This is a genomic window from Hydrogenophaga sp. PML113 (assembly GCF_001777155.1).
In the GTDB taxonomy this organism is placed as follows: Bacteria; Pseudomonadota; Gammaproteobacteria; order Burkholderiales; family Burkholderiaceae_C; genus Hydrogenophaga; species Hydrogenophaga borbori.
The window spans coordinates 2,578-4,194 of record NZ_MIYM01000027.1 but is presented as its reverse complement, the minus strand read 5'-3'; the positions used below and the strand labels follow the sequence as shown (position 1 = coordinate 4,194).

Here is a 1,617-nt window from a genome sequence, read left to right as displayed (position 1 = left end):
CGTAAGCGGCCGGCCATCCCACCTTGGCTAGGCATCGGTGTGGGATGCCGCTAGATTGGCTATCGGAGGTTCAGGATGCGCCGGGCACCGCTGAGCACTATCAGCGCAATGACTGCGCCAATCACGAGGTCAGGGTACGAGGAGCCCGTCCAAGCGACCAAAACACCAGCGACTATCACCCCCGCGTTTGCGATCACATCATTCGCAGAAAAAATGTAGCTTGCCGTCATGTGGGCGCCCCGATCCCGCTTCTTGGCGATCAGCACCAGGCAGGTGACGTTGGCGATCAATGCGACCAGCCCGATACTCATCATGAGCATGGACGCCGGCTCACTTCCCACAACTGCCCGCCGAACGACCTCCAAAAGCGCGCCAAGCGCAAGCACGACTTGCAACCAACCAGCGATGTGCGCTGCCTTCATCTTCAAGGCGGCGGCGCGGCCCACCGCATAGAGCGCCAGTCCGTAGACCGCCGCATCGGCGAACATGTCAAGCGAGTCCGCTATGAGACCTGTGGACTGGGCGATCAGGCCAACGATCAACTCAAAGACAAACATCGCACCGTTGATAGCGAGCAGCAGCTTTAAGGTCCGAGCCTCAGAGGCATTCCCCTCTGCGTCTGGGGCCGTAGACTCGTCGCTTTGCACGCTGTCCAACACTTGCGCGCCGAGGTTGAGAGGGATGAGACGGCCCAGCAGCTCTTGCGTACTTCCCCCATGCTGCACGGTGAGTACACGGTCCTTCAGATCGAAGTCCAGTGCCGCAACAGCCGACGCATCGGCCAGCGCCATCCGAATGAGATTCTCCTCCGACGGGCAATCCATCTTCGGCACGGAGAAACGCGTCTTCCACTGCCCGCCTTCGGTGCGCCTCTCGCTTGTCAGCAGAACCGCACCCAAGTTCAGGGGCGTCAGCTTCTGGGCGATCCTGGCGGGCTCGCCCGAGTGCACCACCCGGAGCTGCCGATGGGCCAGATCGAAGGTCATCGGCCCAACCCCGGTCAGACCACCCAGCGCCATGCGAATGAGGTTCTCCTCGGAGGGGCAGTCCATTCCCGGAACTGAAAATGTGCTCTCCACGGAAGCAATGGCGCTTGGGGCCTCGTCGACCGTCTGCGAATTGCAACTGCTCGAGCAGCTACTGCTTTGACATGTACTCATGTCCCGTATTAGAAACCCTCAAGTAGCTGTAGAGTCAAGCGGTAGGTAGGCAAATATGAAAATCGGTGAACTATCGTCATTGGCAGGGTGCTCCGTTCCCGCGGTGCGCTTTTATGAAGCAGAGGGCCTTCTGCAGGCGCCCCTGCGGGCCGCCAACAACTATCGGCAATATGGCCAACAGCATGTCGACAGGTTGGCCTTCATCGTTCGGTGCCGCTCGCTGGACATGTCGCACGACGATATCCGGGCTCTGCTGCAGTTGCAGGACGACCCCGCCATGTCCTGCGACGAGGTCAATGCCTTGCTAGACGATCAAATGCGCTTGGTAGAGCAGCGAATCGCCGAGTTGCAGGCGCTGCGCAAGCAACTGCGTGCCATCCGCAGTACCTGTGCGGGAGGGGTATGCGTTGGCGATTGCGGTGCACTTGAATCGCTGCGCAGCGCCACTGGGGCAAGC

At 60.5% G+C, this 1,617-nt stretch carries 2 protein-coding genes; one reads left to right on the top strand and one right to left on the bottom strand.

Translation table 11 applies throughout. From position 1 onward, the window contains the following. Nucleotides 1-59: 59 nt before the first annotated feature. Nucleotides 60-1,169 carry a cation transporter gene (locus BHU06_RS21815; RefSeq protein ID WP_072632770.1) on the bottom strand — a complete coding sequence of 370 codons (1,110 nt, stop codon included), beginning with the start codon at nt 1,167-1,169 and terminating at the stop codon, nt 60-62. Between the two features lie 46 nt (nt 1,170-1,215). Between BHU06_RS21815 and cadR the strand changes: the two genes are divergently transcribed. Further along, nucleotides 1,216-1,617, top strand: a 402-nt coding sequence (cadR, locus tag BHU06_RS21810) for a Cd(II)/Pb(II)-responsive transcriptional regulator (RefSeq protein ID WP_070401339.1), incomplete at its 3' end; no start/stop codon positions are given.